This window comes from Rhizobium sp. OAE497, from assembly GCF_040546565.1.
In the GTDB taxonomy this organism is placed as follows: domain Bacteria; phylum Pseudomonadota; class Alphaproteobacteria; order Rhizobiales; family Rhizobiaceae; genus Rhizobium.
The window spans coordinates 732118-758998 of the sequence record NZ_JBEPOA010000001.1 but is presented as its reverse complement, the minus strand read 5'-3'; the positions used below and the strand labels follow the sequence as shown (position 1 = coordinate 758998).

The window sequence follows — 26881 nt, the reverse complement described above, 5'->3', positions numbered from 1 at the left end:
CGAACAAGGATCAGGGCCAATGAGTGCTGCCGTTTCTGCCGAACTGCTCGACCGCTTTACCGCCATTGTCGGCGAGAAACACGCGCTGCGCAGCGAGGCCGACCTGGCGCCGCACCTGATCGAGAATCGCGGCCTCTATCACGGCTCCTCCCCTCTCCTCCTGAAGCCCGGCAATGTCGAGGAAGTCTCGGCGATCATGAAGCTTGCGAGCGAGACCGGCACGGCCGTCGTGCCGCAGACCGGCAATACCGGGCTCGTCGGCGGGCAGACGCCACGCGAGGGCAAATCCGACATCATCATTTCGCTCGAGCGGATGAACAGGATCCGCGACGTCGATCCGGTCGCCAATATTCTGGTTGCCGATGGCGGCGCGATCCTGGCCGATGTGCAAAAGGCCGCCGAAGCGCATGGCAGGCTCTTTCCGCTGTCGCTCGGCTCGGAAGGGTCCTGCCGCATCGGCGGCAATCTCTCCACCAATGCCGGCGGCACCGCCGTGCTTGCCTATGGCAACATGCGCCAGCTCTGCCTCGGCCTCGAAGTGGTGCTGCCGACCGGCGAGATCTGGGATGGCCTGCGCCGCCTGAAGAAGGACAATACCGGCTACGACCTGCGCGATCTCTTCATCGGCGCCGAGGGCACGCTCGGGATCATCACCGGCGCCGTGCTGAAGCTCTTACCGCAGCCGCTCGGCAGGCAGGTGGCCTTTGCCGGACTTCAGAGCGTCGAGGATGCGCTCGCCTTCTTCAATCTGGCCGGCAGCCTCTGCGGGACATCGCTGACCGGTTTCGAGCTTATGCCGCGCTTCGGCGTCGAGATCACCAGCAAGCATATCGAGGGCGTGCGCGACCCGCTGGAAAACCCGCATCCTTGGTATGTGCTGATCGACATCTCGACCTCGGATTCAGCCGAGACCGCGGAGCGGATGATGAATGCGCTCCTGGAGAAAGGCTTCGAGGAAGGGTTGGTGCAGGACGCCACCATCGCCGCGTCGGTCGCCCAGCAGCAGGCGCTGTGGCACATGCGCGAGAGCATGTCGGACGCGCAGAAGCCGGAAGGCGGCTCGATCAAGCACGATGTCTCGGTGCCGGTGTCGAAAATCCCGCATTTCATGGCGGAGGCGAGCGAGGCGGTGCTGGCGGCGATGCCGGGCGCACGCATCTGCGCCTTCGGCCACATGGGCGACGGGAATATTCACTACAACATCTCGCAACCGGTCGGTGCCGACAAGGCGGCCTTTATCGGCCGCTGGCGCGAGATGAACAAGATCGTTCACGGTCTGGTGCGTGCCCATGGCGGCTCTATTTCGGCCGAGCATGGCATCGGTCAGCTGAAGCGAGACGAGCTCGCTTCGATCCGTTCCGATATCGAGATGGAGCTGATGCGCCGCATCAAGCACGCTTTCGACCCCGCCGGGATCATGAACCCCGGCAAGGTGGTCAGCCTCGATTAGCCGAGGATGCCGGCCGCCTTGGTGGTTCCGCCATTCGTCAGGATCTGAAGGGCCGGCGCCTGCGTCGTGCTGTTCTGGATGTCGTACATCGCCGTGAAGCGCTTGACGAGCTTGTCGACCTTCGTGGGATCGCCGAGATCCTTGAGATCGATGAATTTCTGCAGCATCGACACCTGCTTGTCGACATCCATGCTGGACATCTGTGTCGGCAGGCTGAAGGCCGTCTGGACGACCTGGAACAGCGCCTTGTCGCCAAGGATCGTGTAGAGCGAGGTGATGTTGGGAGCCTGACGCGCAAAGTAGAGCGCCAGGCGGGTGCCGTCGTTGCTCTGACCCTGCTGGGTTTCCAGCTGCTGCGCGACATAGGCCGACTGGGTGCGGTCGAGCGCGCCCGCGTCCTGAACCGTGCCGAGCTTCGACCGGGTCATGTTGCCGTCCTTGTCGAAGTTGAAGTCGGCGACGATGTCCTTGAACTTGCTGTCGGCCTTGGTGTTCAGATAGCTCTTCTTGTCCTCGGGGTCCGAGGTGAAGATCTTCTTCAGCGTATCCTTGTCGTAGTCCTTCGGATCGAGACCGACGGACTTCAGGATGAAGTCGGTGAGCTTGCTGTTGCCGAGGAAGTCGTCAAGCGACTTCACATCGGCCATGCCCTTGGCGAAGTTGTCGACATCGGTCGTGGCATCCTTGGATGCCTTGTCCTTGAGCGGACCGTCGGCCATGTACATGGTCGCATGCGACTTGTAGTTCGTGGCGTACTTGGCCATCGAAGCGTCCGACAGCGGCGCCAGAGAGGGGCCGATCTTGCCGTCAGCGCCGAAGTTGAAGGCGCGGGCGAAATTGGTGATGCGATCGTCCTTCAGCGAGGCGACATAGCCCTTCGGATCGTAGGCATCGCTTGTCAGCACCTTGCGGGCCATCGACTTCGGAAGATCGGCTTCCGTTAGGCCGTAGGCCTGCAGCGCGACATGGTAGAGGTCCGGCAGGTCATCGTTCTTCTTGTCGAAGTCGATCTGCTTGTTGTCGCGAAGGAAGTCGTTGATATCCTTGATATCCGAGAATGTGCCGGTGCCAACGCTCGAGGTGATCAACTTCTTATAGTTGGAGGTGATATCGTCGATGAAGTCCTTCGCCTCATCATCGTAGCGTGCCATGTACTGCTTCGAGACCTGCGCGGTATTGGCTGCGCTCTGGGCGCCATCGGGCGAAGTGACCGTTCCATCCGCATTGAAATTGAAGGCATCGTGAAGATCCTTCAGGCCGAGCTGCGTCGCGAGACCGCCATTGACGAGCACCTGGCGCAAGCCGGTATTATCGAGGCCGTCGACGAGACCGCTGCCGTAACCATGCTTTCCAAGGCTGTAGGCGGCCTTGATATAGGAAGTCAGGCGGTCATCGGCCATCAGCTGATCGACGCTGGTGATCGTCTTGATGGTCTTTTCGAAATAGGCCTTGTTGAAATCGGCCGCCGCCGGCGTGACGTAATAAACGTCGTCGGGCTCGCCCGGCACGTCGTCATAGTCGACCACCTTCTGCAACGAATTCAGCGTGTATTTCTCGACGATGCCGTTCTTCTGGTCGGTCGTCTGGGCCGAGCCCACCATCGAGCCATCGGCGTTGAAATTGAAATCCGACGGGGCATCCGGGGCGCCGACGGACGCCGCGAAGGTAGGGTCGGTCAGCATCTTCGTGACGTCGTCATCCGACATGGTCAGCGGCACGCCGAAGGCGATCTTGACGTAGGACGACAGCGCGGGATCGGCGACGATATCGTCGGCGCCGGTAACGGTTTCCATGATCCGCTTGTAATAGGCCGTCGACTGGTCGAAGCGCGCGGTCGTGGCGGCAGTCTGGTCCGCGGTCTGCGCGCTGCCGCTGACACTGCCGTCGGCATTGAAGCCAAAGGCGGAGTTCAGCGTCTTGTAGCCGCTCGAGGCTGCCGTCGCCGGATCGGTCAGGTAGGTCTTGAGGTCGGCGTCGGAAACGGTGTTGCTGACATTATAGACGACGCGGACGAAGTTGTTCAGCTTCTGGTCGGACAGGAGGTCGTCGACATTGGCGACGGTGCCGATCGTCGAAGCGAAATAGTCCTTGCCGTTGGCGTTCGCGCGATCGACGAGATCGGCCTGCTGCGCCGCGCTCTGCGGCGGCTGCGGCGGCGTGCCGCCGGTCGTGCCATCGGCGGCAAAATTGAAATACTTGGCCATGTCCTGATATTTGGCATTGGCCTGCGTATTCACGAAGCTGTTGGGATCGTTGACGTCGCTGGTCAGAACGCTCTTCAGGAAGCTGCTCGACACATAGGTGCCGTCGATGCCAAAGGTCGTCAGCACGAAGGCCTTGAGGCGCGGATCGGCGACGAGGTCGGTGACATTGTCGACATCGCGCATCGCGGACTTGAAATAGTTGGATTCCGCGGCCGTATCCTGCCCGCTATCCTCGTAGGACGACGTGTAGAGGCCGATCGTATCGTCCTCCTGCGCCGATGTCTGGGCCTGCGGGGCCGGCGTGTGAAAGTTATAGGCGGCGGCGAATGTCTTGTAGCGGGAATCGGCAAGCTTGTTGGCAAAGCTGTTCGGATCGGTCAGATCGCTTTCCAGCACCTTCTTCATGAAGGCCTTGGCATAGGTCATGTCGCTGAGGCCATAGGCCGTCATCGCATAGCTATAGAGCTTATAGTTGCCGAGAAAATCGTCTACATCTTTGACTTTATTGATATTTTCCGCGTAATAGTCGGCATTCTGCTTGACGGTCGCCTGGGACGAGACGCGATCGAGGCTCGTCTTCATGTCTTTCGACAACATCGCGTAAGCAACAGAAGATGAAATCATCCGGGCGACCCTTTGCGGGAAAATATCTAAAAGAATAACAGGATATCCTGTGCCGATTTTGCCACTTAAAGCTTACCCGAGGCTTACCGCTGCGGGTACCGGAATGGCACATGTGCTTGTGAGACAACGTTCATATTCCAGAAACCCTGCCACATTCGATTTTGATAACCATCAGGAAAGGCAGCGTTTTCTTAACCGCAAATTTTAAGCGGTCCGGAAGAGCCGGCGCCTATTGTCGAGCCATAGAGGGCGAAAAGCCCCGAGGAGAAGACCGGAAACCGGCTCTCAGGTAAGACAAGGGTAGAAATGAACATGAACAACACCGTTATGAAGCCCGCATGGGCCGGTACGACTCTGCGCCTCGATCCGTCGCGCTTTCCCCAGCAGGTAAGCTACGCGATCCATGACGCCGCTGGCGACGTCAGCATAACGATCGACGAACGTGGCGCGATCCTGCGCAAGGTTCTCCCCTCCAGCGGCCTGCCGCTTTCTATCGCCCTGCCGAAGCGCGCCTTCAAGGGCGTTGCAGCCCGGGCGATCGACCATGGCAATGGCGAAGTCACCGTCACTCTCGAGCTTCATCACGAAGATCCCGATCTCTGCGTTCCGCTGCTCGTCGCCCATGATCTCGGCGACATCGCCGCCGACTGGCGCGGCTGGTCGGAAGCCTTCCGCATTCCGATGCTGATGGTGGAAGCCGATGGCGTTGCCCGCCCGCTCGAAGAACATCTCGGCGAATTGCGCACCAGCCACATGAAGCCGCGCCGCCGCCACTCCTATTTCGCCAACCGCCGCCCGCGCTTCCTGGTGCGCCGCACCACCGGCAAGCTTGGCGTTTCGATGAAGATCGAAGGCAAGGAAATTATCGCCCGCAACTGAGCCAACAACTGGGCTTGTGGCGAGATGCGTCAAACTGAAACCCGGCCTTGCGCCGGGTTTTTTCGTTTCGGTCAGGGAAGTGTGACGAGCAGCGAGACGAACAGGCCGGCAAAGATGATCAGCCCGACGCGGTTGTTCGACTTGAAAAGGTAAAGGCACTGGTCGCCATCGTTGATATCGAGCTTGACGATCTGCCAGGCAAACATGCCGGCTGCAATCAGCAGGCCGAGATAGGCGAGCGGGCCGACGCCCGCGAGCACGAAGGCGAGCAGCATCAGGGCGAGCGTCAGGCCATAGAGCCCAATCAGCCACTGGCGGGTGCGGTCGCCGAAGAGACGCGCGGTGGAGCGGACGCCGATCAGCTCGTCGTCCTCCTTGTCCTGATGCGCATAGATCGTGTCATAGCCGATCGTCCAGACGACGGAGGCGATGTAGAGCGAGACGGCGGCGAAGGACAGCGTGCCGAAGGTCCCGGCCCAGCCCATCAGCGCGCCCCAGGAGAAAGCAAGGCCGAGGAAGAATTGCGGCCAGTCGGTGAAGCGCTTGGCGAAGGGATAGAGCGCGACGATGCCGAGCGACAGGATGCCGAGGATGACGGCAAACCAGTTGAACTGCAGAAGCACGGCGAGGCCGACAAGCGCCTGGAGAACGATGAAGATCTTCGTCTGTGTGCGGGTGACGCGGCCGGAGGGCAGCGGGCGCGAGCGGGTGCGCGCCACTTCCATATCGATCTTGTGATCGACGAGATCGTTATAGGCGCAGCCGGCGCCGCGCATGGCGACGGATCCGAGAAAATAGAGGATCAGATGATAGATCGTCTGCCCGCCGGAAAAGCTGCCCGCGGCCGCCGCGGCATTGGCCGCCAACGCCACCGACCAGAAGCACGGCCACATCAGAAGCTGCCAACCGATCGGCCGGTCCCAGCGCGCCAGCTGCGCATAGGGCCAGAGCCAGGGCGGCAGGATCCGGTAAACCCAATTGTCGGAAGGCGCGTCGGCGACTCGCCCGTTCAGTCCGTCGATCTTTTGCATGCGGCCATGTAGCGACGCGTAATGCGGCGGGTCAAGCGGGCATGGTGGCGCGGGTGATCGGGTCGGCGGGAAAGCGCGAGCCTTGAACGCAGCCTCCCGTCTCAGGCGGAAGCGAGCCGCGCTTTCAGCTGATCCTTCACCTGCGGCCATTCCGTATCGATGATGCTGAAGCGCACCGAGTTGCGCTTGCGTCCATCAGGCATGATGCGCTCGTTGCGGATGATGCCTTCCTCGACCGCGCCGAGCCTGACGATCGCCCTGCGCGATCGCTCGTTCAATTCATCGGTGGTGAATTGGACCCGGATGCAGTCCAGCACCTCGAACGCATATTCCAGCATCAGGAACTTCGCCTCGGTATTGACGAAGCTGCGCTGCCATGAGGCGCCGATCCAGGTATGCCCGATCTCGATATTGCGGTTGACGCGGTCGAGCTTCCAGAAGCGCGTGCTGCCGACGACCTGATCCCCGGCGACCGTCACGAAAGGAATGATCGTCCCGGCTTCACGGCCGGCGACCGCAGTTTCGATATAGGTGTCGATCGTCTCGGCGCTCGGGACGGCGGTGACCTTCAAGTCCCAGAGATTGCCGTCAGCGGCTGCGGCCAGGAGCACGTCCCGATGCTGCTTCTCCAACGGAACGAGCGTCAGGCGCTCACCACGCAAGGTCGGCTTCATGGCTGATTGGGGATCGAATGTCATATGGTGGCCTGGACTAGGCCGGCTGGAGGCCGGGCAGCAGGGTTTCGAGCTCGGTGATGTCGTTGAGGCAGTAGTCGGATGCGGCGGAGAGGGATTCGCGGGAACCGGTGCCTGTCAGCACCGCGACCTTGAGGCCGGCATTGGCGTTGTGGCCCATATGCAGGTCGTGATTGTTGTCACCGACGACGGCAATTTCGGAGGGGGCCAGGCCCGTGGCCTTGCAGAAGCCGAGCACCATTCCGGCTTCCGGCTTGCTGCCGAAGCCGCTGTCGTAGCCGGCGATGTAATCGACATACTGGGCGAAGCCGAAGCGCTGGGCCGTCTGGCGGATCGAGCGTTCGTTGTCGCTGGAGGCGATGCCGAGCTTGAAGCCGCGGGCATGGAGACGGGCGAAGAAGCCGGCGAGATCGGTGACCGGTACCGAAAACTCGGCGGCGTTGGAAAACAGCGTGTCGAGCTTGATGGTGAGCTCGGTGACCTCGACCCTGGAGCCGGCAGCGACGAGGCCCTCGGCGATCTGGCGGGTGTTGCCGGCGGCGAGCAGGCTGTCGGGGACGATATGGCCGCTGACGGGGTCCATGCCGGTTTCGCGCAGCAGGTGATCGGCGAGCGCGGCATCGTCCTGCGAGGCGATGCGGGCAAGCTCGCGGTTCACCGGCAGCCAGCTCTCGTCGTAATCGAGGAGCGTGCCGTCCTTGTCGAAGAGAATGCCCCTGATACCGTCGAGTGCCATCGTATCCCTCAGCCTTGTATCCCTCAGCCTTGCGCCGATTTCGGCAGCAGCCTTGCCTTCACCGTCAGCGGATTGATGTAGGGCTCGAGCGCCTTCACCGTTGCCGTCAGTGCTCCGCGCATTTCTTGCACGGCGGCGATGCCGGCCTCGATCATATTGCGGCGTGCTTCGTCGTTGATGAGCAGATAATGCACGCCCTTGGCCAGCATCTCGGTATCGCGCACCATGCGGGCGCTGCCGCGGCGGGCGAGCTTCTGGTAGGCCTCGCGGAAATTCTGGACGTTGCTGCCCGAGAGAACGGCGCAGCCGAGCATGGCCGGTTCCAGCGGGTTCTGGCCGCCTTCGGCATAGAGCGAGCGGCCGACGAAGACCACTTCGGTGAGCCTGAGATACAGCCCCATCTCGCCGATCGTATCGCCGAGGAAGATATCGACATCGGGCGAAATGACGTCGTTGCGGGTGCGGCGCGCCACCTTCAGGCCCTGGGCGACCAGCATCTGCTCGATCTCGTCGGAGCGCTCGGGATGGCGCGGCACGATGATCGTCAGCTGGTTGTTGCGGTCCTTCAGGGTGCGGTGGACGACCGCTGCGGCATTTTCCTCGCCATCGAAGGTGGAGACGGCGGCCCAGGTCTTGCGATCGCCGATCTGCTGCTTGTAGCGGGCAAAGAGATTGGCGTCATAGGGCGGCGCGTCGGTATCGACCTTCAGGTTGCCCGAGGTCATCACATGCCGGGCGCCGAGATCGCGGAAGCGTTCGGAATCGACATCGGACTGGGCGATGACCAGCGCAAGGTTCTCGAACAGCGCCTCGGCGATCGACGGGCGCCGCTGCCAGCGAGCGAAGGAGCGATCCGACATGCGGGCATTGACGAGGATCTGCGGAATGCGGCGGCGGCCGAGCTCCATCATCGTCGCCGGCCAGATTTCGGACTCGGCGATGATGGCGCAATCGGGCTGCCAGTATTCGAGGAAACGGCTGACGGCCGGCTTCAGGTCGAGCGGCACATATTGGTGGATCGCATCGCCGCCCAGGCGGTCCGCGGCGACCTTGGCCGAGGTGATCGTTCCCGTCGTCAGGATGACGTGGATATCGCGGCGGCGGATTTCGCGGATCAGCGGAATGACGGCATTGGTTTCGCCTACGCTTGCGGCATGGAACCAGACGAGCGGGCCCTGGGGCCGGTTGGCGCTCGCATAGCCGAAACGTTCCGTCCGGCGCGCGCGCTCTTCCTTGCCCTTGGCGGTGCGGTAGGCGAGATAGGCGCCGACCAAAGGCGTCGCCATGACACCCGCGGTCCTGTAGACGCCCAGCGCGAAACGCGCTCCCGGCGAACTCATGTAAAATGCCTCCGATCAGCAATGATCGACATCAAACCCATTCCCCAATTATTGTTGCGGCCGCAATGGCCGATTAATTTGTTCAGAATGCGTCATTCGACGGCAGCGGGCGCAATACCCGGGCATGAAACGGCGCCGCCGCGAGGGCGGCTACCATGCTGAAAAGCCTATAAAATCAGTTGCTGCCGGCCTTATCCTGCGGATCGAGCAGGCGGTGCATGTGGACGATGAAGTAACGCATATGTGCGTTATCAACGGTCGACTGTGCCTTGGCCTTCCACGCGGTCAGCGCGGATGCGTAATCCGGGAAAATGCCAACGATATCGAGATCCTTGAGATCGCGGAACTGAACGTCCGTCAGGCTTTCCAATTCGCCGCCAAAAACGAGGTGCAGGAGCTGCTTCTTACCGCCGGATTCCGTCATTTTCTTCTCTTTCTTTTCTGGTCTCCTCCGCGCTTTCATCTGCGGGATTTTGACGAAAACGTCAACTGCTTCGTATCGAAGCCAGTCCTTCCAGAAACTCAGCCATGCGGGGTGCCGCCGCGCCGCACAGTGCCCCATGGCTGACCTCGGCGCGATTGTAGCGCACGGGCACGCCGTCGAGGCCGGTGAGCTCGCCGCCGGCGCGCGCGAGGATGAGGTCGGCGGCGGCGAGATCCCAGTCATGCGAGGTCGGCTTGACGAAGGTGCCTTCTAGGCGGCCATCGGCGACCATGGCGATACGATAGGCGAGCGAGGGCACATGCCGGACGCGCTCGATGCGGCTGCGGAAGGGCGCCGGGAAGGCCTTCAGCAGATCCTCGCCGACGGCAAAGCGGCTCACCGTGTCCGGGCCGCGGGCGGAGACCGAAATCGGCTCGCCATTCTTCAGCGCCGGGCCGCCTTCGACGGCTTCGAACAGTTCGTCGAGCGCCGGGGCATAGAGGACACCGGCGACCGGGCGGCCGCGATGAACGACGGCAACGCTGACGCACCAGAGAGCCTGACCGCCGAGGAAGGCGCGGGTGCCGTCGATCGGGTCGATGATGAAGACGGTTTCGCTGGCAAGGCGCGCGGCGCTGTCCTCGGTCTCTTCCGAGAGCCAGCCGTAAGTTGGGCGGGCAGCACGCAGGATCTTCTCAAGGGTCTCGTTGGCGGCGAAATCGGCGGCGCTGACCGGCGAGCGGCCCTCGTTCTTCCACCAGACCTCGGGCGACTGATTGAAATAGCCGAGCGCCACTTCACCCGCCTGCTTTGCGGCATCGGCGATCAGCGCGAGATCGCTCTGCCAGCGGGCGTTTACGGCGTCAGTCATCTGTCTTCCAATCTTCAGCGCCCTGCGAGCGTCATGCCCTCGATGGCGAGCGTCGGGGCTGCGACGCCATATTTGCGGTCGATATCGTTTGCGGGGGTGACGCGCATGAACATCTCCTTGAGGTTCGAGGCAATCGTCACCTCGGAGACCGCAAAGGTCAGCTCGCCATTCTCGATCCAGAAGCCGGTGGCGCCGCGGCTGTATTCGCCGGTAATCATGTTGACGCCCTGGCCGATCAGCTCCGTCACGTAGAAGCCGTCGCCGACGCTGCGGATCAGCTCCTCGGGCGAGATATCGCCGGGTTCGAGCGCCAGGTTGGTGGAAGCCGGCGTCACCGAATTCCCGCCGCGCACGCCGCGGCCGTTGGTTTCCATGCCGATCTCGCGGCCGGTCGACGTCGACAGGAACCAGTGGTTCAGCACGCCGTTTTCGATCATCACCAGCTTTTCGCCCGAGATCCCCTCGCCGTCGAAGGGGCGCGAGGCCGGGCCACGGACGATCAGCGGATCGTCGGTGATCGACAGGCCGGATTTGAGGACCTGCTGGCCCATCTTGTCGCGCAGGAAGCTGGTCTTGCGGGCAACCGAGGCGCCGTTGATGGCGCCAGCGATATGGCCGACGAAGCCGCGGGCAATGCGCGGGTCGAAGATGACGGTGACGTCCTTGCCTGTCGGCACCTGGCGCGGGTTGATGCGCTTGACGGTGCGCTCGCCGGCACGGCGGCCGATCTCTTCGGGGGCGTCGAGCTCGTTGTAGTAGATGCGGCTGTCGAAATCGTAGTCGCGCTCCATGCCGGTGCCTTCACCGGCGATGACGCTGACCGAGCGGCCGAAGCGCGAGCCCATATAGCTGCCTTCGAAGCCATGCGAGGTGACGAGAACCATGCCGCCCATGCCGCCGGAGGCACTGCCGCCGGAGGAATTGCTGACGCCCTTGACGGCAAGTGCGGCCGCTTCCGTCGCCAGCGCCGCTTCGCGCAGCATGTCCGACGTCACTTCGGTGCGGTCGAACAGCTGCAGATCGGGATAGGACTTGGCGAGGTTCTTCTCGTCTGCCAGGCAGGCGAAGGGATCTTCGGGCGACACCTTGGCCATGGCGACGGCCCGCTCGGCGAGTGCCGTCAGGTCGAAACCGGGATTGGCGGAAACGCTGGCAACCTTCTTGCCGACGAAGACGCGCAGCGAGAAGTCGTCGCTCTCGGAAGACTCCATGCCCTCCACCTTGCCGAGCCGGACGCTGACGGATTGCGACCGCGAGCGGACGACCACCGCGTCTGCGGCATCGGCACCGGCTTTCTTGGCAAGATCGATCAGCTGGCTGGCACGGGAAAGAAGTGTCGAGGAATCAATTTCTGAGGACATGATTTGGCCTTTCCTTCCGGTTCCATTTATTGTGCAGTTCGGAAAGCATCAAGGCCGCGGCCGCCGATTCTTTTTCCCGCCCCATCACCGAACGAGTTTCCGACGCATGTCTGCCCCTAATGCCTTTTTCTCCGAAACGATCCTGCTGCTCGGCGGCGCCGTCGTCGCGGCCCCGATCTTCAAGAAGCTCGGGCTCGGCACCGTGCTTGGCTATCTCGCCGCCGGCGTGGTGATCGGGCCGGTTTTCCACGGCATTACCGATGGCGAGCAGATCCTTGGCGTCGCCGAACTCGGCGTCGTCTTCCTGCTGTTCATCATTGGCCTGGAGCTGAAGCCATCACGCCTCTGGCAGATGCGCCGCGACATTTTCGGCCTCGGCACCGCGCAGGTGCTGCTGACGGGGCTGGCGCTGACAGCGCTTGCCTATCTTTCCGGCGTGCTGGAATGGCGCGGCAGCATCGTTGCCGGCTTCGGTCTGGCGCTGTCCTCGACCGCCTTCGCCATGCAGATCCTCGAGGGTACCGGCGAGGTGAATACCAAATACGGGCAGCGCTCGTTCTCGGTGCTCTTGCTGCAGGATCTGGCAATCGTGCCACTGCTGGCACTGATCACCGTTCTCGGTGGTGGCGGCAGCGAGGGCGGCGATCAGCCGTTCCTGGATTTCGGGATCGCAATCGGCGCGGTCGTGGCGATGATCGTCATGGGGCGCTATCTGCTGACGCCGCTGTTCCAGGTGATTGCCCGCACCGGCGCCCGCGAAGCGATGATTGCCGCCGCGCTCTTCGTCGTCATGGGTTCGGCGACGCTGATGCAGTTTGCGGGTCTCTCCATGGCGATGGGCGCCTTCCTCTCCGGCATCATGCTGGCGGAATCCTCCTACCGGCATGAGCTTGAGGCGGATATCGAGCCTTTCCGCGGCGTGCTGCTCGCTATCTTCTTTATCGCCGTCGGGCTCTCGCTGGAGCTCGAGGTGCTGGTCGACAATGCGCTGTTCATCGTCGCCGCCGTGCCCGTCATCATGGCGGTGAAGGCTGCCGTCATCTATGGGCTCTGCCGCGCTTCCGGCTCGCCGCATAACGACGCGATCCGTATCGCCTTCCTGCTGCCGCAGGGTGGCGAGTTCGGCTTCGTGCTGTTTACCGCCGCGGCGACCGCGGGCCTGATGCCCTCCAGCACTGCCTCGCTGCTGGTCGCCATCGTGACGCTGACGATGGCGCTGACGCCGATCGGCTCGGCGCTTTCGAGGCGCCTGTTGACGGGCGACGAGCATGAGGAGCTGGACGAGGATTTCGTCGGCGCCGGGGCCGATGTGCTGATGGTCGGCTTCTCGCGTTTCGGCCAGATCGCCGCGCAGATCCTGCTTGCCGGTGGCCGCGACGTGACGGTCATCGACTTCTCCGCCGACCGCATCCGCCAGGCATCGTCCTTCGGCTTCCGCATCTATTTCGGCGACGGCACGCGCAAGGATGTGCTGCGCTCGGCGGGCATCGACAAGGCAAAGATCGTCGTCGTCTGTACGCAGAAGCGGGAGATCACCGACAAGGTGGTGGAACTCGTTCAGGCCGATTATCCGCACGCAAAACTTTTCGTGCGCTCCTACGACCGCATCCACTCGATCGCGCTGCGCAACATGAATGTCGACTACGAGCTGCGCGAAACGCTGGAATCCGGTCTGCTCTTCGGCCGCCGGACGCTGGAGGCTCTCGGTGTCGGCGAAGCGGAAGCCTATGAGATCGGCGAGGATATCCGCCGCCGCGACGAGGAGCGGCTGGTGCTGCAGGTCTCGGAAGGATTGCAGGCCGGGCGCGACATGCTGTTTTCGCATCCAGTCCGGCCGGAGCCGCTGGTCAAGCCGAAGCGCGCGATGGAGATGGACGAGGATCCCTTGGCGGGGCCGGCCGATGTTACTGCCGACGCTTAGCTAAGCTTTCAAACGCGCTTCGAACTGACGGTCGAGCTCGCGCTTCAGGTCGTCCTTGACGCCTGCGGACATGGCGAGCACTTCGCGGGCCTTGAGGAAATCCATGACGCCGGTGCGGCCGACCGTGGGGCGCAGGAAGATGTGCGGCGGCTGGATCTTCAGCTTCAGCGTGATCGCCGTCTGCATCATCAGCTGGCCGGAGCCGAAGATGCTTTCCATGCGGTTCGGGATATGGGTGCCGTCGCCTTCGGGGGCGCCGACGACATCGATGCCGATGACGATATCGGCGACATCCATCAGGCATTCATAAGGAACGGGATTGCTGATGCCGCCGTCGATCATGACGCGGTCGTTCATGCGCACGGGCATGAAGACCGCGGGGATCGAGGAGGACGCAGCAAGTGCCGGGAAGAGCTGGCCGTGATCGATGATGACTTCGCTCTGGCCGTAATAATCGGTGGTGATCACCTGCATGGGGACGAGCAGGTCTTCGAAGCGATCCGGCAGGTCTGCGGGCAGGAAAGCCTTGAGGATGCGCTCCAGATTGAACTGGCCGATGCGGATGCCCTTGGCGACGGCATCGCGCACCGTCTGCGGGCGCAGGCCCCAGATGCGGCTGACGACGGCGGTCTTGTTGCCGACGGTCATTAGCGCGTGTTCGCGGATCGCCTCGCCGGTCATCCCGGCCGCCATGCCGGCGCCCATGATGGCGCCGATCGACGAGCCCGAGATCGCCACGGGGCGAATGCCGAGCTCATCCAGCGCTTCGATGACATGGATATGGGCAAGGCCGCGGGCACCGCCGCCGCCGAAGGCGACTGCGACGGTCGGCATGCCGCTGACGGGCGTCAGGCCATCCGTGGCAGGTATCACGCTATTCACAATACCTGCCTGCTGCACTGAACGCTCCCGGTTTTCCGCCCGGCCTAAAGCGGCTGGTAGCGGAAGAAATGGACCTTGGTGTCGCCAAAAATCCTGTCTTCGAGGAAGACATAGGAAGGATCGACCGAAACGGCAACATCGGAGCGCTCTTCGAGAACGGCGATGGCGCCCGGCACCAGCCAGCCGCCCTTGGCGGCCGCTTCCATGGCCTTTTCGCCCAGACCCTTGCCATAGGGCGGGTCGGCGAAGAGCATGTTGAAGGGCTCGAGATTGCCGACCGTGCCGAGGTCCGTGGCATCACGCCGCAGGATGCGCGTGCGGCCATGCAGGCCGAGCGCATCGATATTTTCCCAGAGCAGGCCCCTGCCCTCGACGCTGTTTTCGACGAACAGCGCATGACGGCAGCCGCGCGAGACGGCTTCGAGACCGACGGCGCCGGTACCGGCAAAAAGATCGAGTATCCGGGTGCCATCGACGCATTCCGGATAGGCATGGCTCAGGATGTTGAACAGGCTCTCACGCGTCCGGTCGGCAGTCGGCCGGATGTCGTTGGATTTAGGTACGGCGAGCGACCGTCCGCGAAACTCACCGCCGACGATCCGCACCGCGCGTCATTCCCTTTCCTTTTGGTCCACCACGCGACGGCCCGCCCGAAGGCTTGCCTCCGCCATCCGGCCGGTCGCCTCTCGGCTTGCCGGAGAAATTCTTGGCACCGCCCGGCTTTGCGCCGAAGCTCTTGCCGCGCGGCTTGTCACCCTGCGGCTTGTCGCCGAACGGACGATCGCCGCGGGGACGCTCCGAGCGGGCTTCGCCGGAAGCGCTGCGGGCGGGACGCGGACGGTCACCGAAGGACCGGGGACGCTCGTCACCCTCTTCGCGCGGACGGCGGTCGCCGCGCGGCTTGCCGCCGAAAGGACGGTCGCCACGAGCGGGACGGTCACCGGCAGGACGCTCGCCGCGAGCCGGACGATCGCCATAGGGCCTGTCGCTGCGGGCCGGACGGTCGCCGAAGGAGCGCGTACGCTCGCCATCTTCACGGGGCTTTCGGTCGCCACGCGGCTTGTCGCCGAACGGGCGGTCGCCGCGAGCAGGACGGTCACCGCGAGCGGGACGGTCACCACGGGCAGGACGATCACCGGCGGGGCGTTCACCGCGTTCGAAGCGCTCACCGCGGGCCGGGCGATCACCACGCGCCGGACGGTCGCCGAAACCACGATCGGGACGGTCGCCGAAGGAGCGCTTGCGGCCGAAGCCTTCGCGATCATCCTTGCCACCAGCCGGGGTTTCGCTCGAGCGGATCCATTCGCCCTCTTCGTCGTGAGCGCGGTTGATCACCGTGCGCGGACGGTCGTTGTCGTAGCTCGATGCCTGCGGCTTGCCGGCATCGGGCCCCTCGCCACGGCGGCGGGCAGTCTTTTCGTTCTTGGCAGCCTTGGCCGCAGCCTTCTCGCCGAGCGGACGGGCGCCGGGCGCCATCCAGACATTGGCGTTGCGGCGGCTTCCAAGCGCCGGGCGCTTCGGACGGTCGTCATCCTTGCGTCCGCCTTCGCGGCCACCGTCACGACGATCATCGCGGCGGTCGTCACGGCGATCGTCACGCTTGGTATCGAGGCGGCTCAGCGCGCGCTCGCGCTTGTCCTCGGGCTTCCAGGTGCGCTCGCGGCGTTCCGGCTTGGCGGGCGCCTCTTCCTCTTCTTCTGCAACAGCGGGGCTGTTGTTGTAGAGCGGCGCGTCGAAATTCGCCTTGGCGTCTTCGATCAGGCGCGGGCCGAGCTGATCGCGCAGCGTGCGGCCGCGCACTTCGATCACATGGCCTTCCGGCAGGTCGCCGAGCTGGAACGGACCGTAGGAGATGCGGATCAGGCGGTTGACGTCGAGACCGAGCGCGCCGAGGACGTTCTTGATTTCGCGATTCTTGCCCTCGCGCAGTCCCATGGTGATCCAGACGTTGGAACCCTGGGTGCGGTCGAGCGTCGCGTCGATCGAGCCATAGAGCACGCCATCGACGGCAATGCCTTCCTTCAGCTTGTCGAGCGCATCCTGATCGATCTCGCCGTGGGCGCGCACGCGGTAGCGGCGCAGCCAGCCGGTCGTCGGCAGCTCGAGCGAACGGGCGAGACCGCCATCGTTCGTCAGCAGCAGCAGGCCTTCGGTATTGATATCGAGGCGGCCGATCGACATGACGCGCGGAAGCTCATCCGGCAGATTGTCGAATACGGTGGGGCGCCCTTCCGGATCGGAATTGGTGGTCACCAGGCCAGCCGGCTTGTGATAGAGCCAGAGGCGCGTGCGCTCGATGCCACGGATCGGGATGCCGTCGACCTCGATCTTGTCCGTCAGCGTGACGTTGACGACGGGCGTTTCGAGCAGCTTGCCGTTCAGCGTGACGCGGCCTTCCATGATCATGCGCTCGATATCGCGGCGCGAGGCAACGCCTGCGCGCGCCATGACCTTGGAAATGCGTTCGGCCTTGGCGTCGCCTTCGGTTGCCGCAGCCTCTGCCTTCGGCGCGGCATTGCGTGCCGGCTTGCCTTCGGTTTTCGGACGCGTATCACGCGCTGCGGGCTTGCCACCCGGCCGTTTTGGCTTGTCTTTGAATGTCATTTGTTGTTTGCCTGCCTTTTGGGGCTTCTCTATCAGGTCGTGCCCCTGCGGTTAAGTGGGAATTTGCCGGATCGTGAAGACAAATCGGTTTATGGAGATGGCGCTCGAGGAAGCGCGCGCTGCCGGCGGGCGTGGCGAGGTGCCGATCGGCGCCGTCGTGGTGCTTGATGGCGTCGTCGTTGGCCGCTCCGGAAACCGCACCCGCGAGCGCAACGACGTCACCGCCCATGCCGAGATTGCGGCGATCCGCATGGCCTGCGAGGAGCTTGGACAGGAGCGCCTGACCGGGGCCGATCTTTATGTTTCGCTGGAGCCCTGCACGATGTGCGCGGCGGCGATCTCCTTTGCCCGCATCCGGCGCCTCTATTACGGCGCCGAGGATCCGAAGGGCGGCGCAGTCGACAACGGCGTGCGCTTCTATGCGCAACCGACCTGCCATCATGCACCGGAGGTCTATTCGGGTTTGAACGAAACGGAGGCTGCGGATATCCTCAGGACGTTCTTTGCTGGAAAACGGGAGACGCCATGAGCCTTGTCATTCTCGCCGTCATGATCGCGATCGGCGGCTTCGCCTATCTGCGCATCGCGCCAGGTACGAGCGCCATTCCAATGCAATGGTCCTTGCGGGGAGAGGTCAACTGGTCGGCGCCGCGGGCGGCCGCTTTCGCCTTCGTGCCGGGTCTTTCGATCGTCATCTGCGCGATCTTTGCGGCCAGCGGGATGATCGCGCTATTCGCGATCACCGGCTCAGTTCTTCTGATCTGCCAGATCATCCACATTCTGCTTGTGCGCCGCTGGGCAGCGGCGCGGCAGATGTAAGCATCCGCTTACTGCAGCAGGTTCCACCACTGCTTGCCGGTGCCGGCGACAGCCGCATCCTTCTTGCGCTTCTTTTCCTTCTTGGCTTCCGGCTCACCAAGATCATCCAGCTTGGAAGGATCGTCAGCCTGACGGTATTCGGTCGGCGGATCGGAGATGGAGCGGCGCTCAGTCACGGCGCCGCCGCCCTTCTGGGCGGCGCGGGCTTCGCGGAATGCCTGGGCCTGTTCGGCTGCGGTTTTCCGGCCGCCTTCGATGCCGTTCTTGGCAAGCGGCGAGACATAGGTCGAGCTGTCGGAATTCTCGTCAGCTTCCTTGACGAGACGGGCGCGGGTTTCCTCAGGGGATTCCGGCCACTGCGGATTGTCCTTGGTGGCGACGGTCTGCTGCGGCTCGACCAGGGTTTCCTTGGAAGCCTGTGCGGGCATGACCAGCGTCGGGCGCGGCTGATACTTGACGCCCTTGTTCTTCGGCTCCTGGGGAGCGAGCGATACGGACTGGCCGATATCGTCACCAAGCTGCGCCATTGCGCTCGTGCCGGTGCCGTAAGTGGGGCTCGTGCAGCCGGTAGCCATCGAGCCTGCCGCCATAACAACCGTGAGGCAGGCGCCTACACGGAACCAACGCGTCGCTAACATGAAAACCCTTCCAGCCATGCCGGTGCAATCATCGCCCAACCGGACGTCCGTCCCCCTGACGTAAAAATCCGGCCATTTTCAGGCAGCTTTTACCGGATGAACCGCCAAAGAGCAATTCACCCGGCAATTTTCTTCAGGCTTTACAGTCCAAGCTCGCGAAGCGCAGCGGCATCACGGGCGGAGACATCCGGATACTTCTCATCCGAGCCGACATCCTTGGTGATGCGCCAGGAACGGGCGCACTTGACGCCCTCTGCCAGCTTCGGCTCGACCGAAACGCCCGGAACTTCGGGCAGACGGAAGGCATCGGCAGAACCTTCGCCGCCATCGATCGCGATGTCGGAGGTGATGCAGATTTCCGAGAAATCCAGACCTTCGAGCGCAGCCTTCAGCTCCGCATCGGCGATATGAACGGCCGGGGCAGCTTCGAGCGACGAACCGATGCGCTTGTCCTTGCGCTCGATTTCGAGGGCGCCGGTGACGACCGAGCGGATGGCGCGGACCTTTTTCCACTTCTCGGCCAGCGCCTCGTTCTTCCAATCTGCCGGGATTGCCGGGAACTGTTCGAGGTGGACCGAGACGGCCGACGGATTGCGCGACAGCCAGGCCTCTTCAGTCGTGAACGGCAGCATCGGCGCCAGCCATGTCACCATGCAATCGAAGATCATGCGGATGACATAGAGTGCCGAACGGCGGCGCAGGCTCGACGGCGCATCGCAATAGAGCGCGTCCTTGCGGATGTCGAAGTAGAAGGCCGAGAGCTCGACATTCGAGAAGTCGATCAGCGCGCGGGCGATCTTCTTGAAATCGAAGGCATCGTAGTTTTCGCGGACGACCTGGTCGAGCTCGGCCAGGCGGTGCAGCATCAGCTGTTCCAGCTCCGGCAGATCGGCGAGCGCGATGGTCTCGCCCTTGTCATGCGCCAGCGTGCCGAGCATCCAGCGGATGGTGTTGCGCAGCTTTCGGTAGGCATCGACGTTGGTCTGGATGATGGTCTTGCCGACGCGCAGGTCGTCTGCATAGTCCGACGTCATGACCCAGAGGCGCAGGATATCGGCGCCGGCATCCTTCATGACTTCCTGCGGCGAGGTCACGTTGCCCTTCGACTTCGACATCTTCTCGCCCTTCTCGTCCATGGTAAAGCCATGGGTGAGAACGGCGTTGTAAGGCGCGCGGCCGCGGGTGGCAGCGGATTCCAGCAGCGAGGAATGGAACCAGCCGCGATGCTGGTCGGAGCCTTCGAGATAGAGATCGGCCGGCCACTTCAGGTCCGGGCGGTCTTCCAGCGTGAAGGTGTGGGTCGAGCCCGAGTCAAACCAGACGTCGAGGATGTCCATGACCTGCTTCCACTGGGCCGGATCATGCTCATTGCCGAGGAAACGCTCCTTGGCGCCTTCGGCGAACCAGGCATCGGCGCCTTCTGCATCGAAAGCATCGAGGATGCGCTGGTTGACGGCATCGTCCTTCAGCACTTCGCCCTGCTCGTCGACGAAGACGCAGATCGGAACGCCCCAGGCGCGCTGACGCGACAGGACCCAATCCGGGCGCTGCTCGATCATGGCGCGCAGGCGGTTCTGGCCGGCAGCCGGAACGAAGCGGGTGTCGTCGATCGCCTTCAGGGCGCGGGTGCGCAGCGTCGTGCCGTCCTTCAGGTCCTTGTCCATATAGACGAACCACTGCGGCGTGTTGCGGAAGATGACCGGCTTCTTGGAGCGCCAGGAATGCGGATACTGGTGCTTCAGGCGGCCGCGCGCAAACAGCGCGCTGCGCTCGATCAGCGCCTTGATGACGCGGTCGTTGGCATCGCCCTTCTTGCCGTTGTCGTCGATGACGCGGGCACCTTCGAAGCCGGGCGCATCGGCGGTGTAGAAGCCGCCATCATCGACCGGGAACGGGATCCGGGTATCGATGCCGCGGGCATCGAGCTCGCGGACCGACGAGGTCCAGACGTCAAAGTCCTCGCGGCCGTGGGACGGCGCGGTGTGGACGAAACCGGTACCGGCATCATCGGTGACGTGGTCGCCATCGAGCAGCGGGACACCGAATTCATAGCCGCCGCCCTGGCCCTTCAGCGGATGGGCGCAGGTGATGCCTGCGAGATCGGCAGCCGTCACATCCGAGAGGCGCTTGTACTGCAGCTTTGCCTTGGCGAAGGATTCCTCTGCGAGCTTGTCGGCGAAGACGAGCTTTTCGCCCGGCTGCGGTCCGAAATCGTTCTCGGCAGCGGTGACTTCGTAGAGGCCGTAGGAGACGCGCGCCGAATAGGCGATCGCCCGGTTGCCGGGGATCGTCCAGGGCGTGGTCGTCCAGATGACGACGAAGGCGTTATCGAGCGCAGCCGGACCCTTCACGACCGGGAATTTCACCCAGATCGTGTCGCTTTCGTAGTCGTGATACTCGACTTCGGCTTCCGCCAGCGCCGTGCGCTCGACGACCGACCACATGATCGGCTTGGAGCCGCGGTAGAGCTGGCCCGACTTGGCGATCTTCAGCAGTTCGCCAGCGATGCGGCTTTCCGCATGGAAGTTCATCGTCAGGTAGGGGTTTTCGAAATCGCCGATGATGCCGAGGCGTTGGAACTCGCTGCCCTGGATGCCGATCCACTTTTCGGCATAGGCGCGGCATTCGCGGCGGAACTCGATCATTGCGGCCGGCTCGGTCAGGTCAGGCTTGGCCTTCCCCTTGGCGCGGTAGTTCTCTTCCTCGATCTTCCACTCGATCGGCAGGCCGTGGCAGTCCCAGCCCGGAACATAGTTGGAGTCGAAACCGCGCATCTGGAACGAGCGGGTGATGACGTCCTTGAGGATCTTGTTCAGCGCGTGGCCGATATGGATGTTGCCGTTGGCATAGGGCGGGCCGTCGTGGAGCACGAACTTCTCGCGGCCGGCGGCCGAAGCGCGCAGCTTCTTGTAGAGGTTCATCTGCTGCCACTTGGCAACGATTTCCGGCTCCTTCTGCGGCAGACCGGCGCGCATCGGGAAGTCGGTTTCGGGCAGATAGAGGGTCTTCGAGTAGTCGATCTTTTCGGCTGTGTCGGTCATGTCTGGCAATCGTTTCTGGCGGCCTCAAAGGGCGCAACGGATGTGGAATTGTTGGTGACGGAAGCGCTTGCTCGGCAAGCGCCAAAAACCCGGACCTTCCGGCCGCTCAGCGCGCGCGGAAGGCCGGGCCGATAATTCGTATCGCAATCGCCAGCCGGAATTTACTCATCGGGCCGGTTCATAGGCGCTTTTGCGGGGAAAAGGAAGAGGCCGGATAGCGCGATTGAAGTTTTGGCCAAGTGCGCATATACTTGAGGGCACTTGGCGCGGAGCAGCATCATGGCCAGCATTTCATCAGCATCGAAAGATCATTCTGCGCAGGCTCTCGTGCAGACGGCGGCCGGCGGAACCTTGCCGCGGTTTGACGGCCGCTCGGTGGAAAGGCTGAAGGAGCGCGGCTTCTCGATGGACGAGATCTACCGCTTCGTTGCCCCTCGCCGCACGCTTGCGCGCCGGGTCGAGAAGGGCGAGCCGCTGACGCTGGCGGAAAACGACAGTGCCCAGCGTATCCTCCGCATCAGCGAGCTGGCCGACAAGGTTTTCGGCGAACACGAGAAAGCTCAGCGCTGGCTGCGTAAGGCCAATCGCTCGCTGAACGGTGTCGTGCCGATCGATCTTCTTGAATCGGAAACGGGCGCAAGGCTCGTAGAAGAAGCAATTCTGCGCATCGACCACGGGATTTATATCTGACCGTGTATCTCTGGCGGATCTCCAATCATGTGGATCTTAGCGGGCGCGGTGGGCTGCTGGCTTCCGGCCGGTGGCACAAGACAGGACATCCGGTTGTCTATTGCGCCGATCATCCGTCAACGGCGCTGCTGGAAATCCTCGTTCACGTGGATCTCGAAGATCTGCCGTCGCACTACAAGCTGCTGAAGATTGCCTATCCGGACGGGCTGCCATCGATGCGTATCGGCGACAATGACGTTGATACCGCCGATCTCGCGGCGACACAGGCGCTGGGCACGTCGCTGCTGGAGGCAGGAAATGCCTGTCTGATCGAGGTTCCGAGCGTGGTCATGCCGCAGGCACGCAATGTCCTGATCAACCCGAAACATCCGGCTGTCGACAGCATCGCTGTCGAGACAACCTTCGATTATCCCTTCGACAGCCGCCTTCTGCGATAGCAGGCGGCACGAGGCCGCCTGCATCGATTGTTCAAGCTCTCACAACCGCCTTCGCAGGCGTCACCACGTTCACCACGACAGCGACCAGGATATTCGCCACCAGGGCCAGCAAGCCGATGTAGATGGTGAAGGAGGTCTCTCCGAGCGTGATCGGCTGGAGTGGCTTCAGGCCGTTGATCCAGACGAGGAAGGTGCCGCCAAAGAAGCCAATGAACCAACCGGCGAGCAGGCCGGGGGCGCGGAACCAGTTGGTGTAGAGGCCGAAGACCAGCGCCGGGAGCGTCTGCAGGATCCAGATGCCGCCGAGGAGCTGCAGGTCGAGAGCGAACTGCGTCGGCAGGAAGAGGATGACGAGCAGAGCACCGATCTTGACGACCAGCGAGGTGATCTTGGCGACCTTCGCCTCGCCCGCATCGCTGACCTCTGGATTGACGTAGGCCTTCCAGAAATTGCGGGTGAAGAGGTTGGCGGCGCCGATGCTCATGACGGCCGCAGGCACGAGTGCGCCGATGGCGATCGCCGCGAAGGCAAAGCCTGCGAACCAGCTGGAAAACAGCGTCTCGAACAGCGCCGGGACGACGTCGTTCGGGCTTTCCAGCTGCAGGTTTGCGGCGTGGCCCATATAGCCGAGCAGCGCCAGCAGGCCGAGGAGCAAAGTATAGGCCGGCAGCAGCACTGCGTTCTTGCGGATGGTGTTGCCGCTGTTGGAGGCGAAGATGCCGGTCAGCGTGTGCGGATACATGAAGGCCGCGAGCGCCGAACCGAGCGCCAGCGTCGCATAGGCGACATACTGGTTGCCGCCGAGCAACAGGTTGCCGGAGCCCTTTGCCTGGAAGGCGGCGTCCGCCGAGGCGAAGACATTGGCATAGCCGCCGAGCTTCGAGGGGATGAGCGCAACGGCCGCGATCACCACGACATAGATCATGATGTCCTTGACGAAGGCGATCAGCGCCGGGGCGCGCAGACCCGCCGAGTACGTGTAGAGCGCCAGCACGATGAAGGCGATGGCGAGCGGCAGTTCGCCATGCAGGCCGAGCGCCTTCAAGACCGCGGTCATGCCGACGAGCTGCAGGGCGATATAGGGCATGGTGGCGATGACCCCGGTTGCGGCGACTGCGAGCTCGAGACCGCGCGAGCCATACTGGCCGTGAACGACGTCACCCGCCGTCACATAGCCGAAGTCCTTGGCACGCTTCCAGAGAACCGGCATCACCATGAAGACGAAGGGGTAGACGACGATCGTATAAGGCAGCGCGAAGAAGCCGTAGGCGCCGACCGTATAGACGAGTGCCGGAACGGCGATGACCGTGTAGGCGGTGTAGAAATCGCCGCCGACCAGGAACCAGGTGATCCAGGTGCCGAAGGAGCGGCCGCCGAGACCCCATTCGTCGATATGGGCAAGGGTTTCCGGCTTGCGCCAGCGGGCTGCGACAAAGCCCATGACCGTGACGAGGATGAAGAAGAAGATGAAGACGCTGAGCGCCGTACCGTTGATCTCAGTCGTCATTGCGCATGCTCCGATAGGCGATCCAGGTCAGGAACGCGGTGATCGGCACCCATGCGAGCTGGTACCAGTAGAAGAACGGAAAGCCGAAGAGAGCCGGCTCACGGAAATTGTAGAAGGGCACCCAGAGGAGCCCGATATAGGGAATGACGAGCAGCCAGCAGGCCGCTGTTCCAAACCTTTTATCCATTTTGAGATTGCCTTTCATTGCTGTGGGGGCGCAGCGAATCCGCGTCATATGACAGTTCAGACATATACCCCTCAGGCATCGGGACAAGCGTATTTGCCATGAAACCGCCATTTTTGGCGGAGGGCGGCGACAAGCAGAAATTATCGTGGCACTGTCGAAATGCCGACGGCTCGCACGTCCTTGGAGTGCAGCACGGGTTTTGCCGCGCTGGCATTCCATTCGATCCACAGGGAGTGAAGTGGATATGAGCAGTTCCTATCGTTGGGTCATCGTCGCCGCCGGCGCCCTGATGACATGCGTTGCGCTCGGCGCAATGTTTTCTCTCGCCATCTTTCAGACGCCGATCGCCACCGATACCGGCTGGTCGCATACCGGCATTGCCAGCGCCATGACGCTGAACTTCATCGTCATGGGCGTCGGCGGCTTCATGTGGGGCGCGCTGAGCGACCGCTTCGGGCCGCGCCCCGTCGTGCTGATCGGGGCGCTGCTGCTCGGGCTGGCATTGGTTCTCGCCAGCCGGGCGGGATCGCTGATGCAGTTTCAATTGACCTACGGCGTCCTCGTCGGGATTTCGGCGAGCGCCTTCTTCGCGCCGATGATCGCGTCGACGACCGAGTGGTTCGAGGAGAACCGCGGGCTGGCGGTGTCATTGGTTTCGGCGGGCATGGGCGTTGCGCCGATGACGATCTCGCCGCTCGCCCGGGCGCTGATCTCGGCATACGACTGGCGCACCGCGATGCTGATCATCGGCATCGGCGCCTGGGTCCTGCTGATCCCAGCCGCCCTTCTCGTTCGCCGCGCGCCCTCTCCGGCGAGCGACACAGGCATGGTGGAAGCAGCAGGCGGCGAGCGCCCGGCGCTCGGCAAGATCTTCCGCTCGCCGCAGTTCCTGGTGCTCGGCGGCACGTTCTTTGCCTGCTGCGCGGCCCATTCGGGACCGATCTTCCATATGGTGAGCTACGCGACGATCTGCGGCGTGGCGCCGATGGCGGCGGTCAGCATCTACAGCGTCGAGGGCCTTGCCGGTCTCGGCGGTCGCCTGCTCTACGGCAGCCTGGCGGACAAGTTCGGCGTCAAGCCGGTACTGGTTGCCGGGCTTCTGGTGCAGGCGGCGGCGCTGGCGACCTATCTGGCGGTGAGCGAGCTCGGGCAGTTCTACGCGCTCGCGGTGATCTTCGGCAGCGCCTATGGCGGGGTCATGCCGCTCTATGCGGTGCTGGCGCGCGAGTATTTCGGGCCGAAGGTGATCGGTACGGTGTTCGGGGCCGCGACGATGCTGTCGAGCATCGGCATGGCCTTCGGGCCGCTGATCGGCGGCTGGATCTTCGATACTTACCAGAACTATTCCTGGCTGTTCATCGGCTCGGCGCTGGTGGGGCTCGGCGCGGCGGCGATTGCGCTCGCCTTTCCGCCTCTGCCGCGCGGAAAGCAGGCGGCGGCGTTGGGGACTGCCTGAAGCCGACGCAGAGGGCTTGGCCCCCTCATCCGCCCTTCGGGCACCTTCTCCCCGAGGGGAGAAGGGAAGTGCAGCGCACGGGGCTACACGGTAAAGCGTCAGCCGAAGCAGATCAGCCGGTCGAGTTCGCCGAGTGGCTGCACGCCTGAGAGCAGTGCCCTCGCCTCTTCTTCGTCGCGCTTGATCTGGGCGACGAGCGGATCGAGGCCGTCGAATTTCAGTTCCGGCCGGAGATATCCGAAGAAGGAGACCGAACAGATCTGGCCGTAGAGATCGCCGCTGAAATCGAAGACGTAGGTTTCGAGCAGCGGCGCACCGTTTTCGGTCACCGTCGGGCGGCGGCCGTAGCTGGCGACCGCATCGTGGAGCGTGCCGTTCTGCAGCCGGAAGCGGACGGCGTAGATGCCGGAGGCGAGTTCGGCCTCGGGCGGCAACTGCATGTTGGCTGTCGGGAAGCCGAGCTGGCGGCCGAGCTTTTCGCCATCGATGATCTCGGCCTCAGCGGTATAGTGATAGCCGAGCAGACCCGCGGCCTCGCTGACATCGCCATCCTTCAGCAGGCCGCGGATGCGGCTCGAGGAGACAACATCGGCATTCTCGTCACGGAAGGCATCGATCAGGGTGACGCCGAAGCCGTATTTCTGGCCGGCATCCATCAGGAAGGCAGGGCCGCCTTCGCGGCCCTTGCCGAAATGGAAATCGACACCGGTGACGACCTCGGAGGCGCCGAGCCAATCCTTGAGAATGCCGTGGATGAAATCGTCAGGCGAGCGCTGCGAGAATTCGCGGTCGAAGGGATATTCGATGACGGCGCCGAAGCCGAGGGCTTCGAGGATACGGGCCTTGAGAGGTGCCGGCGTGATGCGGAAAACCGGGCTATCCGGCCGAAAGACCGTGCGCGGATGCGGCTCGAAGGTGAGCACCAGCGCCGGGACGCCGCGTGCCCTGGCGATCTCCAGCGCCCGCGTCAGCACCGACTGGTGGCCGCGATGGACGCCGTCGAAATTGCCGATGGCAATGACGCCGCCTCTCAGATGAGATGGCAGCGGTTCGCGGGTTTCATTGCGGTGAAAGACGGTCATCG

24 protein-coding genes are annotated in these 26881 nt (G+C 63.3%); 8 read left to right on the top strand and 16 right to left on the bottom strand.

The genetic code is table 11. The annotated features are described in order from the left end of the window. The first annotated feature begins 19 nt into the window (after positions 1–19). A complete protein-coding gene (locus ABIE40_RS03825; protein WP_199626267.1) occupies positions 20–1450 on the top strand; it encodes an FAD-binding oxidoreductase in 1431 nt (476 codons plus the stop codon). On the opposite strand, the gene ABIE40_RS03820 is transcribed toward ABIE40_RS03825, so the two are convergent. Further along, on the bottom strand, positions 1447–4278 hold the full coding sequence (locus tag ABIE40_RS03820; RefSeq protein WP_199626266.1) for a DUF1217 domain-containing protein: 2832 nt from the start codon (positions 4276–4278) through the stop codon (positions 1447–1449). The genes ABIE40_RS03825 and ABIE40_RS03820 overlap by 4 nt on opposite strands. A gap of 312 nt (positions 4279–4590) precedes the next feature. On the opposite strand from ABIE40_RS03820, the gene ABIE40_RS03815 reads away from it, so the two are divergent. Continuing rightward, complete coding sequence (locus ABIE40_RS03815) at positions 4591–5157, top strand: DUF6101 family protein (protein ID WP_112714342.1); 567 nt, start codon at positions 4591–4593, stop codon at positions 5155–5157. A 71-nt stretch (positions 5158–5228) separates the two neighbouring features. On the opposite strand, the gene ubiA is transcribed toward ABIE40_RS03815, so the two are convergent. The 7 genes from ubiA to ABIE40_RS03780 form a co-directional block, all read right to left on the bottom strand. Then, on the bottom strand, positions 5229–6188 hold the full coding sequence (gene ubiA, locus ABIE40_RS03810; RefSeq protein WP_199626265.1) for a 4-hydroxybenzoate octaprenyltransferase: 960 nt from the start codon (positions 6186–6188) through the stop codon (positions 5229–5231). Between the two features lie 101 nt (positions 6189–6289). After that, positions 6290–6886, bottom strand: a complete 597-nt coding sequence (locus ABIE40_RS03805; RefSeq protein ID WP_354540962.1) for a GNAT family N-acetyltransferase — start codon at positions 6884–6886, stop codon at positions 6290–6292. Between the two features lie 13 nt (positions 6887–6899). Beyond that, positions 6900–7619: an HAD family hydrolase gene (locus tag ABIE40_RS03800; RefSeq protein ID WP_130278954.1), complete on the bottom strand. Its 720-nt coding sequence runs from the start codon at positions 7617–7619 to the stop codon at positions 6900–6902. Positions 7620–7642: 23 nt separating this feature from the next. Beyond that, entirely contained in the window at positions 7643–8959 is a 1317-nt protein-coding gene (gene waaA, locus ABIE40_RS03795; RefSeq protein ID WP_112712999.1) for a lipid IV(A) 3-deoxy-D-manno-octulosonic acid transferase, read from the bottom strand. 175 nt (positions 8960–9134) lie between these two features. Continuing rightward, positions 9135–9383, bottom strand: a complete 249-nt coding sequence (locus tag ABIE40_RS03790) for a DUF4170 domain-containing protein (RefSeq protein WP_112713001.1) — start codon at positions 9381–9383, stop codon at positions 9135–9137. A gap of 61 nt (positions 9384–9444) precedes the next feature. After that, positions 9445–10254, bottom strand: coding sequence for a 3'(2'),5'-bisphosphate nucleotidase CysQ (locus ABIE40_RS03785; RefSeq protein WP_130278956.1), 810 nt, complete (start codon positions 10252–10254; stop codon positions 9445–9447). A 14-nt stretch (positions 10255–10268) separates the two neighbouring features. Beyond that, positions 10269–11615 carry a TldD/PmbA family protein gene (locus tag ABIE40_RS03780; RefSeq protein ID WP_199626264.1) on the bottom strand — a complete coding sequence of 449 codons (1347 nt, stop codon included), beginning with the start codon at positions 11613–11615 and terminating at the stop codon, positions 10269–10271. A gap of 106 nt (positions 11616–11721) precedes the next feature. Here ABIE40_RS03780 and ABIE40_RS03775 point away from each other — a divergent pair, with 106 nt between their 5' ends. Further along, positions 11722–13536, top strand: a complete 1815-nt coding sequence (locus ABIE40_RS03775) for a monovalent cation:proton antiporter-2 (CPA2) family protein (protein ID WP_199626263.1) — start codon at positions 11722–11724, stop codon at positions 13534–13536. Here the strand turns inward: ABIE40_RS03775 and ABIE40_RS03770 are convergent, their stop codons facing one another. The 3 genes from ABIE40_RS03770 to ABIE40_RS03760 form a co-directional block, all read right to left on the bottom strand. Continuing rightward, a complete protein-coding gene (locus tag ABIE40_RS03770; RefSeq protein WP_502944797.1) occupies positions 13537–14370 on the bottom strand; it encodes a patatin-like phospholipase family protein in 834 nt (277 codons plus the stop codon). It lies immediately after the preceding gene. A gap of 92 nt (positions 14371–14462) precedes the next feature. Continuing rightward, a complete protein-coding gene (rsmD, locus tag ABIE40_RS03765) occupies positions 14463–15023 on the bottom strand; it encodes a 16S rRNA (guanine(966)-N(2))-methyltransferase RsmD (RefSeq protein ID WP_130278959.1) in 561 nt (186 codons plus the stop codon). Continuing rightward, positions 15004–17022 carry a pseudouridine synthase gene (locus tag ABIE40_RS03760; RefSeq protein ID WP_199626262.1) on the bottom strand — a complete coding sequence of 673 codons (2019 nt, stop codon included), beginning with the start codon at positions 17020–17022 and terminating at the stop codon, positions 15004–15006. Before ABIE40_RS03760 ends, rsmD begins: the two co-directional genes overlap by 20 nt. Positions 17023–17113: 91 nt before the next feature. Here ABIE40_RS03760 and ABIE40_RS03755 point away from each other — a divergent pair, with 91 nt between their 5' ends. Together ABIE40_RS03755 and ABIE40_RS03750 are read left to right on the top strand one after the other, a co-directional pair. Next, entirely contained in the window at positions 17114–17551 is a 438-nt protein-coding gene (locus ABIE40_RS03755; RefSeq protein WP_199626785.1) for a nucleoside deaminase, read from the top strand. Further along, on the top strand, positions 17548–17841 hold the full coding sequence (locus tag ABIE40_RS03750) for an SdpI family protein (protein ID WP_199626261.1): 294 nt from the start codon (positions 17548–17550) through the stop codon (positions 17839–17841). The genes ABIE40_RS03755 and ABIE40_RS03750 overlap by 4 nt, the downstream gene beginning before the upstream one ends. An 8-nt stretch (positions 17842–17849) precedes the next feature. On the opposite strand, the gene ABIE40_RS03745 is transcribed toward ABIE40_RS03750, so the two are convergent. Both ABIE40_RS03745 and ileS read right to left on the bottom strand, forming a co-directional pair. After that, positions 17850–18479, bottom strand: coding sequence for a hypothetical protein (locus ABIE40_RS03745; RefSeq protein ID WP_199626260.1), 630 nt, complete (start codon positions 18477–18479; stop codon positions 17850–17852). Between the two features lie 140 nt (positions 18480–18619). Next, on the bottom strand, positions 18620–21520 hold the full coding sequence (gene ileS / locus ABIE40_RS03740) for an isoleucine--tRNA ligase (RefSeq protein WP_199626259.1): 2901 nt from the start codon (positions 21518–21520) through the stop codon (positions 18620–18622). 279 nt (positions 21521–21799) lie between these two features. Between ileS and ABIE40_RS03735 the strand changes: the two genes are divergently transcribed. After that, entirely contained in the window at positions 21800–22210 is a 411-nt protein-coding gene (locus ABIE40_RS03735; RefSeq protein ID WP_112713023.1) for an Xre family toxin-antitoxin system antitoxin, read from the top strand. 2 nt (positions 22211–22212) lie between these two features. After that, positions 22213–22647: an RES family NAD+ phosphorylase gene (locus ABIE40_RS03730; protein ID WP_199626258.1), complete on the top strand. Its 435-nt coding sequence runs from the start codon at positions 22213–22215 to the stop codon at positions 22645–22647. Positions 22648–22678: 31 nt separating this feature from the next. Here ABIE40_RS03730 and mctP read toward each other — a convergent pair whose 3' ends face one another. Together mctP and ABIE40_RS03720 are read right to left on the bottom strand one after the other, a co-directional pair. After that, complete coding sequence (mctP, locus tag ABIE40_RS03725) at positions 22679–24154, bottom strand: monocarboxylate uptake permease MctP (protein ID WP_199626257.1); 1476 nt, start codon at positions 24152–24154, stop codon at positions 22679–22681. Next, positions 24144–24341 carry a DUF3311 domain-containing protein gene (locus ABIE40_RS03720; RefSeq protein ID WP_112713029.1) on the bottom strand — a complete coding sequence of 66 codons (198 nt, stop codon included), beginning with the start codon at positions 24339–24341 and terminating at the stop codon, positions 24144–24146. The genes mctP and ABIE40_RS03720 overlap by 11 nt, the downstream gene beginning before the upstream one ends. Before the next feature lie 244 nt (positions 24342–24585). Here ABIE40_RS03720 and ABIE40_RS03715 point away from each other — a divergent pair, with 244 nt between their 5' ends. Continuing rightward, positions 24586–25797, top strand: coding sequence for an MFS transporter (locus ABIE40_RS03715; protein ID WP_199626256.1), 1212 nt, complete (start codon positions 24586–24588; stop codon positions 25795–25797). A 98-nt stretch (positions 25798–25895) separates the two neighbouring features. Here the strand turns inward: ABIE40_RS03715 and ABIE40_RS03710 are convergent, their stop codons facing one another. Beyond that, the gene (locus ABIE40_RS03710) at positions 25896–26879 is read right to left on the bottom strand and encodes a bifunctional riboflavin kinase/FAD synthetase (RefSeq protein ID WP_199626255.1); all 984 of its coding nucleotides are present in this window, start codon (positions 26877–26879) and stop codon (positions 25896–25898) included. Positions 26880–26881: the final 2 nt, after the last annotated feature.

Excerpts from the sequence above, each read along its gene's own strand:
- ABIE40_RS03775 (WP_199626263.1), top strand. The coding sequence starts at position 11,722 with ATGTCTGCCCCTAATGCCTTTTTCTCCGAAACGATCCTGCTGCTCGGC.
- ubiA (WP_199626265.1), bottom strand. The coding sequence starts at position 6,188 with ATGCAAAAGATCGACGGACTGAACGGGCGAGTCGCCGACGCGCCTTCC.
- mctP (WP_199626257.1), bottom strand. The coding sequence starts at position 24,154 with ATGACGACTGAGATCAACGGTACGGCGCTCAGCGTCTTCATCTTCTTC.
- ABIE40_RS03790 (WP_112713001.1), bottom strand. The coding sequence starts at position 9,383 with ATGACGGAATCCGGCGGTAAGAAGCAGCTCCTGCACCTCGTTTTTGGC.
- ABIE40_RS03820 (WP_199626266.1), bottom strand. The coding sequence starts at position 4,278 with ATGATTTCATCTTCTGTTGCTTACGCGATGTTGTCGAAAGACATGAAG.
- ABIE40_RS03720 (WP_112713029.1), bottom strand. The coding sequence starts at position 24,341 with ATGGATAAAAGGTTTGGAACAGCGGCCTGCTGGCTGCTCGTCATTCCC.
- ABIE40_RS03715 (WP_199626256.1), top strand. The coding sequence starts at position 24,586 with ATGAGCAGTTCCTATCGTTGGGTCATCGTCGCCGCCGGCGCCCTGATG.
- ileS (WP_199626259.1), bottom strand. The coding sequence starts at position 21,520 with ATGACCGACACAGCCGAAAAGATCGACTACTCGAAGACCCTCTATCTG.
- ABIE40_RS03815 (WP_112714342.1), top strand. The coding sequence starts at position 4,591 with ATGAACAACACCGTTATGAAGCCCGCATGGGCCGGTACGACTCTGCGC.
- ABIE40_RS03805 (WP_354540962.1), bottom strand. The coding sequence starts at position 6,886 with ATGACATTCGATCCCCAATCAGCCATGAAGCCGACCTTGCGTGGTGAG.
- ABIE40_RS03780 (WP_199626264.1), bottom strand. The coding sequence starts at position 11,615 with ATGTCCTCAGAAATTGATTCCTCGACACTTCTTTCCCGTGCCAGCCAG.
- ABIE40_RS03770 (WP_502944797.1), bottom strand. The coding sequence starts at position 14,370 with ATGCCGACCGTCGCAGTCGCCTTCGGCGGCGGCGGTGCCCGCGGCCTT.
- ABIE40_RS03785 (WP_130278956.1), bottom strand. The coding sequence starts at position 10,254 with ATGACTGACGCCGTAAACGCCCGCTGGCAGAGCGATCTCGCGCTGATC.
- ABIE40_RS03710 (WP_199626255.1), bottom strand. The coding sequence starts at position 26,879 with ATGACCGTCTTTCACCGCAATGAAACCCGCGAACCGCTGCCATCTCAT.
- ABIE40_RS03755 (WP_199626785.1), top strand. The coding sequence starts at position 17,114 with ATGGAGATGGCGCTCGAGGAAGCGCGCGCTGCCGGCGGGCGTGGCGAG.
- ABIE40_RS03825 (WP_199626267.1), top strand. The coding sequence starts at position 20 with ATGAGTGCTGCCGTTTCTGCCGAACTGCTCGACCGCTTTACCGCCATT.
- ABIE40_RS03745 (WP_199626260.1), bottom strand. The coding sequence starts at position 18,479 with ATGTTAGCGACGCGTTGGTTCCGTGTAGGCGCCTGCCTCACGGTTGTT.
- waaA (WP_112712999.1), bottom strand. The coding sequence starts at position 8,959 with ATGAGTTCGCCGGGAGCGCGTTTCGCGCTGGGCGTCTACAGGACCGCG.
- ABIE40_RS03750 (WP_199626261.1), top strand. The coding sequence starts at position 17,548 with ATGAGCCTTGTCATTCTCGCCGTCATGATCGCGATCGGCGGCTTCGCC.
- ABIE40_RS03735 (WP_112713023.1), top strand. The coding sequence starts at position 21,800 with ATGGCCAGCATTTCATCAGCATCGAAAGATCATTCTGCGCAGGCTCTC.
- ABIE40_RS03800 (WP_130278954.1), bottom strand. The coding sequence starts at position 7,619 with ATGGCACTCGACGGTATCAGGGGCATTCTCTTCGACAAGGACGGCACG.
- ABIE40_RS03760 (WP_199626262.1), bottom strand. The coding sequence starts at position 17,022 with ATGACATTCAAAGACAAGCCAAAACGGCCGGGTGGCAAGCCCGCAGCG.